Origin of the sequence: Trinickia sp., from assembly GCF_036503415.1 — a bacterium.
GTDB lineage: Bacteria > Pseudomonadota > Gammaproteobacteria > Burkholderiales > Burkholderiaceae > Trinickia.
On the sequence record NZ_DASXWY010000131.1, the window covers coordinates 1 to 8,336 of the forward strand.

Below are 8,336 nucleotides of genomic sequence, written 5' to 3' on the forward strand. Positions count from 1 at the left end.
GGAGGTCTGCCCGGAGAATGTGTTCGAGGTCCGGCGTATCGATGAGGCCGATTATTTCCGCCTTGATTTGATGCATCGCCTCAAGCTACGCGTGCATGGAATGAAAGTCGCCTACACGCCGAACGCACATGCCTGCCGCTCGTGCGGTCTTTGCGTGACGGCATGCCCTGAACGCGCGATCAAGCTCGCCAAAACAGCATAGCGTTACACGTTTTCGCGGATGCCAGAGCCTGTTTAACGAGCCGTCTTCGGGGTGAAATCGATCCATCACGGCGACGATGGCGAGCCTCGGTGCCCGCCGCGTCCGCTAGAAGGTCAACACCACCCTGCCCGGCACGCGTAGCCCGCCCTCGACAGCCGCAACCGTCTCCACGGCCTGCGAAAATGCCCTTTCGAGTCCGATGGTGGGTTTCAAAATGCCTTGCGCCGCGAGTTCAGCGATTGCGGCGAGATGTCGGGTCGCCATCGTGGCGAACACCAATTTGTAGCGGCGCGTCAACAGGCCGCGCAAAAGCCGCCGCGGTGTCGGATTGATGTCCGCGAAGACGCCTCCCCGATTGAGCATCGACAGACCGAGCCCCACGTTCAGCGTGCCCGCAGTATCGAAAATCACATCGAATGGTCCGGCAGCACCCCACGCACTCGCATCGGTATAGTCGAAGACCGACTCCAGGCCCGCCGCACGAGCACGCTCCATCGACGCTTGGCTACACGTGCCCGCCACTTGCGCACCTCGAGCGATAGCCAGTTGCACCGCCATTAGGCCGACTGCCCCGGTGCATCCGTTGATCAGCACGCGGGTACCGCGCGACACCCGCCCCTTCAGCAGCAGCGCCGCCCATGCCGTCGCACAGGGGATCGGCAGACACGCCGCTGCTTCGAACGAAAGTTGCGAGGGCTTCTTCACGAGATTGCCCTCGCCCGTGACCAGCACCTCGGCGAACGCCCCGGGATGTTTGATCGCCATGGTGCCCAGCACTTCATCGCCCACGCGGAAGGCGGCAACGCCCTCGCCCAGCGCAACGACAACGCCCGAAAAGTCGGATCCCATGCCCTTGGGAAATCGCCTATCCATGACGAGCCGCATGGCGCCTTCGCGTTGCTTCCAGTCAAGCGGATTGATGGCTGCGGCCCTCACACGAACTGCCACTTGCCCCGCCCGCGGCTGCGGCACAGCGCATTGCCCGATGTGCATCGTGTCCGCGTTGCCGTAGCGATCGAATTGAAGTCGATTCATGCATACCTCTAAATTTGCACTGAGTGCATTACAATAATTCACTCAGTGCAATATTGCAAGCGATGCAGGCCGTCTGCTACGATGGCGCCCATGCAGACCAAAACTGTCGAACCGAACGAATGGCAGCCAGAGGGGCTGCGTGAAAGAAAGCGCCGCGATACCCTGCAGCGGATTACGCAGGTCGGACTCGATCTTTTTCTCGCCGCCGGTTACGAAGCGACCACGCTCGACGACATTGCCGCTGCCGCTGGCATCTCGCGGCGCACCTTTTTCCACTACTTCAAATCGAAAGACGAAATCCTGCTCGCGTGGCAGATGGGAATGGGCGACGCGGTGCGCGACGCCGTGCTGGAAGCTTCGACCGATCAATCGCCGCTGGAGGCGTTGTGCGGCGCCCTTCGGAAGCTGGCTTCGTATTTCGACACGGACACCGCGATCGGCATCGCCCAAGTGCTTCGCTCGAGCGACCAGTTGCGCGCCGCCAATCAAGCGAAGTACACACACATCGAGCACTCCGCATTCGAGTCGCTGTGTCGGCTCTGGCCGGGCCGTAGCCGGCGCGGACCGCTTCGAATGGCAGCCATGGCCGGCGTCGGCGCGTTCCGGGTGGCGATCGACGAATGGATCGACGAAGGCGGAAAGGGAGCGTTGACCAAGCGCATCGAGAAGGCGTTCGATGACTTGCGCGCTGCGCTTCACGGTGGTTAGCGCGCCTGCGATGAAGCGAATGAGGCAATCTGCTCGGAATAAGCGCGTCGAGTGACGCACGCGCCCTGCCCGGACAGCGGCGGCCTTACTTCGCCACCGCGAGCCCGACGTACTCGTTCGTGTACGTCCTGCTCAGGTCGATATGTTTACCCTTGACCGCGGGATTGATCGTCGAAAGGACTCGAAGAACGTTTTCAGGTCCACCCGTCGGCATCTTGCCATCGGCTGTATACATCGACAAGGTCGATTTCAAGGCCCGTACATACAGTGCCTTGTCGCCGCCGTAGTAGTCCTTCGGCATTTTGTCCGCAATCTCTTCCGCGGAATGAGAATGGATGTATTGCATCGTTCGGACCATCGCGCGCGCCAATGCCGCCGCCTGCTGCTGATGCGATGCCAGCCAGCGCGCATCCACGTATAAGCCCGTGAAGGGATAAATCCCGCCGAGCGCTTCGCGGGTTCCGTCCACCGTACGCAAATCGACCATGACGGAAGCGTCGCCCTGTTCAAGCAATCGCGATACCGTGGGCTCTGTCGTCATGCCCGCATCGATGCGGTGCTGACGGACAGCGGCGATGAACGAGTTGTCAGCGCCAACTGGCAGCGTCGAATATTGCTGTTGTACGACACCGCTTTTCAGCGCCATGTATCGCGTCAGGAAGTCTGTCGACGATCCCAAACCCGTGACGCCCAGTGTCTTACCCTTTGCATCGGCCATGCTCTTCATCGGCGAAGACTTCGACACGACCTCCACCTCGCCCGGAACCCGGAGGAAGGTCACGATCGACCGCACTTCCTTGCCTTTGCTCTGCAGGTCGATCGTATGGTCATAGGCGCCTGCAACGGCTTGCACCGCGCCGGAGAGCAACTCGTTTTCGGCATCGACGCCCGAGGGTTGTGAAAGAAGTTCCACATTGAGTTTCTCGTCCTTGAAATAACCCAATTGGTCGGCAAGCTTCACGGGCAAATAGATGAACTTCGAGATGCCCCCCACCATGATGGAAAGAGGCTGCGCATCGTCCGCCCGGGCGTTGCCGAGCGCGAGCGCACCCAACAGCGCCGCGGCAATGCAAAACACACGCTTCTTTAATTGCTTCATCATTTTTTTGTCTCTGTTAGTGACTGTGATTGGCAACGGCGCCGGTGGTCTCGGCCGTGTTCCGCTCGTCAACGCGGATGAAGAACGTCATCAGGAACGAGGCAACCAGCAATGCAGCGAGGAACAGCAGCCCATGGGTAGCGCTGTGCCCCGAGCCCTTGATGTAGCCGATCGCAAACGGTCCGACGAAGCCGCCCAGATTCCCCACGGAATTGATGACTGCGATCGACACCGCCGCTGTGGAACGGGTAAGAAACAGCGTCGGCAGCGCCCAAAACGGTGACTTGAATGAATAGAGCCCCGCGAGGCTCAGGCTGATCATCGTGATGGACACGTACGGATTGGTCGACAGCCCCGCCCCCAGCAACGCCACCGCGGAGACCGCCAGGGGAATGGCCGAATGCAGACGCCGCTCGTTGCGGCGGTCCGAACTGCGCGACCACCTGATCATGACGATCGTCGCGAATAAGTATGGCACCATGGCAATGAGCCCGACCTGCGTGTGACTGAGCGACTTCGAAAAACCTTTGATGATCTGCGGCATCCAGTACCCGACGCCAAGACTGCCGCATTGATAAACGAAGTAGATGAACGACAGGTACAGCACTTTCGGATTGGCCATCGCCTTCAGCGAACCGAAATGCTTGGCGTCTGGACGTGCCTTTCTATCGTTTTCCAACTCGTTCAGCAGCCAGTCCCGCTCTTTCGGTTCGAGCCATTTCGCATCTTGCGGACGGTTCGTTAGATACGTAAAACACATGAAACCGCCGATCAAGGCCGGCGCGCCTTCGAGCACCAACATCCATCGCCACCCGCTCCAGGCGAACCAATGAACGTTGTCCATGACCCATGTGCTCAGCGGAGCGCCGATTACGTACGAGATCGGAATCGCCGCCGTAAAGAGAGCAACCGTCGTCGCGAGTTCTTTGGCGCGGAACCAATACGTCAGATAGACGATGATGCCTGGAAAGAAGCCCGCCTCGGCCACGCCCAGCAAAAAGCGCAAGACGTAGAGCTGATTCGCACTCTGTACAAATGCCGAAGCGATCGACACGATGCCCCACGTGATGAGGATTCGCGCGATCCAAACGCGAGCGCCGTACTTGTTCAGCAGCACGTTGCTGGGCACCTCGAACAGGAAGTATCCAATGAAGAAGATGCCCGAGGCGAAGCCGAAGGCTTCGCTGCTCAGCGCGAGCTCCGTGTTCATTTGCAGCGCTGCGTAGCCGATGTTGGCGCGATCCAGATACGAAACGATATAGAGAATGAAGACGAACGGAATAATTCGCCACCCGATTTTGCGCACGGTGGCTCGTTCGTCGATGGCAGTTATTGCATGCATGTGTGTCTCCGCCGGCGGATGCCGCCGGCCGCTTTGGAACAAGTATTCGGAATTACGCCTGGTGCTGCGAGAACACCATGCATACGGGACTACCCGATTCGATGGAAAACCCGGTCGGCTCGAGTTGGCCCGTCGTTGAATCGATCGAAAACGCTACGATGCTGTCGCTGTCTTCGTTCAACGCATACATGTACCGGCCGTCGGGCGTACAGGTCATGAACCGCGGCGTGCGGCCGCCCGTCGGTTGGGCGCCGCTAAACTTCAGATGGCCAGTGGATTGATCGATCCGGAATACGGCGATGCTGTCGCATCCTCGATTCGACGCATAAACGAAGCGTCCCGCGCGATCGACCTCGATTTCAGCGGCTCGGCTGTTGCCCGTGAACGTATCCGGCAGCGAGGACATGACCTGCAACGGTATCAGCGCCCCGCTTTCATTCGCATAGCGGTATGCCGTAACGGTCGAATCCAGCTCGTTGACGACATACGCAAACGCGCCGTTCGGATGAAATGCCACGTGTCGCGGTCCGGCGGCTTCCCGCGAAGCGACGAACGCAGGCATGGCCGGCCTCAACCGCCCATCCTCGAAACGAAACGAAAAGATGCGGTCCAGACCTTTGTCCGGAACGATCACGAACTTGCCGGTGGGATCGAATCGATTGAAGTGCGGCTTGGCCTGTTGCTGCTCGACACGATGAGGGCCGACGGGACCTTCGAGACGAACGAGTTGCATCACTTCCCGCAGCGATCCGTCAGCCGCGATCGGCAGCACTGCCAAGCTTGCGCCGATGTGATTGGAAACCACGACATAGCGGCCTGACGGGTCGATAGCAAGGTGGACCGGATTCTTGCCCTGGGTGCTTTGCCGGTTCAAAAACGTGAGTTCACCCGACGCTTTGTCCACACCGAACGCACTGATGTCGCTTTGGTCGCCATGCACGGCGTAGAGTCGCTCGCCATTCGCGCTAATGACAAGAAACGATGGATTGACAAGGTTCTTCAAAAGTTGGACGCGTTCGAGCGCCCCTGTCTCGGCGTCGACCCGATAGACGCTGATGCCCTCGCCTCGGGCGTTTCGCTCGCGGGTCGTACGCGAGCCGACGTAAGCAAACATGGATGTCCTTCCTTTCGTATGCGTCCCGGGTTTGCACTAGATTGCATTTGTACGCGATAACATGCAACAATGCAGTTATGGAAAACACCGATCACTCCACGGAAGCCAGCTTGGACGTCGACGGCAAGTCGTACCGCCACGTCGATCTGCCGGGCTGGTTCGGCGACACGCTGCGTGATTTGCCCGTCGTGCTACGCCTGTTGCTCGAGAACGTCGTCCGGAATACCGACGGCGACGAACGACGGCAGGCCGTCGAGGGCATTCGCGGCTGGATCGCTCGCGGTACGAGCGAAGCGGAGATTGCCTTTCAGCCTAATCGCGTCCTCATGCATGACACGACGAGCACGCCCGCCCTCGTCGACATTGCCGCCATGCGAGACGCGCTCGCCGAAGCCGGCGCCGACCCTGCGTTGCTCAATCCGGTGCTGCCGGTCGATTCTTCAGTCGATCACTCGCTCGCCGTCGAATACTTCGGGCAGCGCGACGCCGCACCGCTGAATCTGCAGCTGGAGCTGCGGCGCAACAACGAGCGCTATCGATTCCTGCGCTGGGCGTCGAAGGCGCTCAAGGGTGTTCGTATCCATCCGCCCGGCACGGGCATCATGCATACGATCAACCTCGAGCAACTGGCGACCGTAGTGACGACGTTCGAGCGTGACGGCGAACGATGGGCCGTGCCCGATACACTGATCGGCACGGACAGCCATACGCCGATGATCAATGGCATCGGCGTGCTTGGGTGGGGCGTGGGCGGTCTGGAAGCACAAACGGTCATGTTCGGCATGCCGGTCATGCAGCGTATTCCCGACGTGATCGGCGTGTGTTTGACCGGTGCATTACAGGCTGGGGTGTTAGCTACGGATCTCGCGTTGACCGTCACACAACGCCTTCGTGCAATCGGCGTATCGGGCGAGTTCGTCGAATTCTTCGGGCCCGGTGTGGCAACCCTGAGTGCGGGCGATCGAGCCGTCGTGGCCAACATGGCGCCCGAATACGGCGCATCGACCGGCTATTTTCCCGTGGATCAACGCACGCTCGACTATCTGCGGTCGACCCATCGTTCCCCACAATTGGTGCGGCTCGTCGAAGCGTTCACGCAACGGACAGGCCTTTGGTTCGATCCTCACGCCACCCCTCGCTATACGCGCACGATCGAGATCGACCTCGCCGGCATCGGCATGCATATCGCCGGCCCGCGCCGGCCGCAGGACTTGCACGCCTATTCCGAGACCAAAGCGTTGCTATCGACGCTCGGCTTCGAACCGTCGCAACTGCACCCTGTCATGCCGAAGCATCCGGTCGCGATCGCCGCGATCACGAGTTGCACGAACACGTCCGATCCCGCGTTACTTGTCGCCGCGGGCCTGCTGGCTCGGAAGGCCCGAGCCACGGGGCTCAAACCGCCGGCGTGGGTCAAGACCTCGCTGGGCCCGGGTTCTCCTGCCGCGGCGGCATACCTCGAACGCGCCAACCTGATTGACGATTTGTCGGCCGTCGGCTTCGATATCGTCGGGTACGGCTGCACAACCTGCATCGGCAATTCGGGGCCGCTCACCGAATCAATCCGCGCCGCCATTGCAAACAACAGCGTCTATCCTGTCGCCATGCTGTCGGGCAATCGCAACTTCCCCGGCCGCATTCATCCTGAACTCGACCTCGGGTTCATCATGTCGCCGCCGCTCGTCATCGCCTTTGCTCTCGCAGGCACTGCCGAGATCGACCTCGGCCGCGAGCCCATCGGGCAAAACGGTGAAGGCAAACCCGTCTACTTGCGGGACATCTGGCCGACTCGTGAGGAAGTCGCGGAACTCGTTGCCACAGCGGCGGACCCACAAGACTACCCACGCGCGTTCGCGCTCGCCAGCGCCAATCCCTCGTGGCACGACCTGGACGCGCCCGATGCCGCCCGGTTCCCGTGGGACCCGACATCGACGGCGTTGCGCAGGCCACCGTTCGCATCGGCGACCGAAGGGACACAGTTGGGGCGCTATAGTGCTTTTCCACTGCTCGTGCTTGGCGACGACGTCACGACCGACCACATTTCACCCGCGAGCGCGATTCCGAAGGACAGCTATGTCGCCGATTTCCTGGTCTCTCGCGGCGACGATCGCAACGATCTGAACGTGTTTGCATCGCGACGCGGCAACTGGGAAGTGATGGTTCGGGCGGCCTTCTTCAATCGAACGATCGTCAATCGTTTGGCTCCGGGCCTGCCGGTCGCCCATACGCTGCATGTACCAAGCGGCGACGTCATGCCCTTGTTCGAAGCCGCGCAGCGCTACCGGCAAGATGGCGACTCGGTCGTGCTCGTAGCGGGCGAACGGTACGGAACGGGTTCCTCGCGCGACTGGGCAGCCAAAGGGCAACGATTGCTCGGCATCCGCGCCGTGCTGGCCGTCAGCTTCGAGCGCATTCATCGATCGAACCTGATCGGCATGGGCATCCTGCCACTGCGTTTCCCGGCGGGCACAAGCCCCCACACGCTGGGATTACAACGTGGCGACAAACTGGAAATCGACGCGCCGGCTGATATGCTGTCACCTCGCTGCAAGGTACCGGTGCGCATCGTTCGCGCGAATGGAAGCGTGCAGCCTATTGAAGCGACGGCAGCCGTCGAAACGCGCCTCGAATGCGAGTTGTTGCGCTCGGGAGGTGTCATCCCGCTGATCCTGCACAATAGCTTGGCGAGGCAGAAAGCGTGAGACGGGGTCGCCACGGAGCGCGAAGGGCATCATTCCATGATCGACAGATCCATTGCGACGCAAATCGTTGAACTGATCAAGACCGAAGGGCTCGATGTCGGCGAGCCTCTGCCAGCGCAGATGCGCGCCGATCG

At 60.7% G+C, this 8,336-nt stretch carries 7 protein-coding genes; 3 read left to right on the forward strand and 4 right to left on the reverse strand.

Annotated elements, in window-relative coordinates; genetic code table 11:
• Positions 1–202, forward strand: a 202-nt coding sequence (locus tag VGL01_RS16435) for a 4Fe-4S binding protein (RefSeq protein WP_331571140.1), incomplete at its 5' end; no start/stop codon positions are given.
• Positions 203–307: 105 nt separating this feature from the next.
• Here VGL01_RS16435 and VGL01_RS16440 read toward each other — a convergent pair.
• Entirely contained in the window at positions 308–1,237 is a 930-nt protein-coding gene (locus tag VGL01_RS16440) for an NAD(P)-dependent alcohol dehydrogenase (RefSeq protein ID WP_331571142.1), read from the reverse strand.
• A gap of 90 nt (positions 1,238–1,327) precedes the next feature.
• Here VGL01_RS16440 and VGL01_RS16445 point away from each other — a divergent pair, with 90 nt between their 5' ends.
• Entirely contained in the window at positions 1,328–1,945 is a 618-nt protein-coding gene (locus VGL01_RS16445) for a TetR/AcrR family transcriptional regulator (RefSeq protein WP_331571144.1), read from the forward strand.
• 85 nt (positions 1,946–2,030) lie between these two features.
• Here VGL01_RS16445 and VGL01_RS16450 read toward each other — a convergent pair whose 3' ends face one another.
• From VGL01_RS16450 to VGL01_RS16460, 3 genes are read right to left on the reverse strand one after another with little or no spacing between them, the layout of a single operon-like run.
• Entirely contained in the window at positions 2,031–3,047 is a 1,017-nt protein-coding gene (locus VGL01_RS16450; RefSeq protein ID WP_414720279.1) for an ABC transporter substrate-binding protein, read from the reverse strand.
• Between the two features lie 13 nt (positions 3,048–3,060).
• Positions 3,061–4,386 (reverse strand): MFS transporter, encoded by a 1,326-nt coding sequence (locus tag VGL01_RS16455; protein ID WP_331571146.1) that lies wholly within the window; start codon positions 4,384–4,386, stop codon positions 3,061–3,063.
• A gap of 52 nt (positions 4,387–4,438) precedes the next feature.
• Positions 4,439–5,500 (reverse strand): lactonase family protein, encoded by a 1,062-nt coding sequence (locus tag VGL01_RS16460; protein WP_331571148.1) that lies wholly within the window; start codon positions 5,498–5,500, stop codon positions 4,439–4,441.
• A gap of 77 nt (positions 5,501–5,577) precedes the next feature.
• Between VGL01_RS16460 and acnA the strand changes: the two genes are divergently transcribed.
• Positions 5,578–8,202 carry an aconitate hydratase AcnA gene (gene acnA / locus VGL01_RS16465; RefSeq protein WP_331571150.1) on the forward strand — a complete coding sequence of 875 codons (2,625 nt, stop codon included), beginning with the start codon at positions 5,578–5,580 and terminating at the stop codon, positions 8,200–8,202.
• The last annotated feature ends 134 nt before the right edge of the window (positions 8,203–8,336 follow it).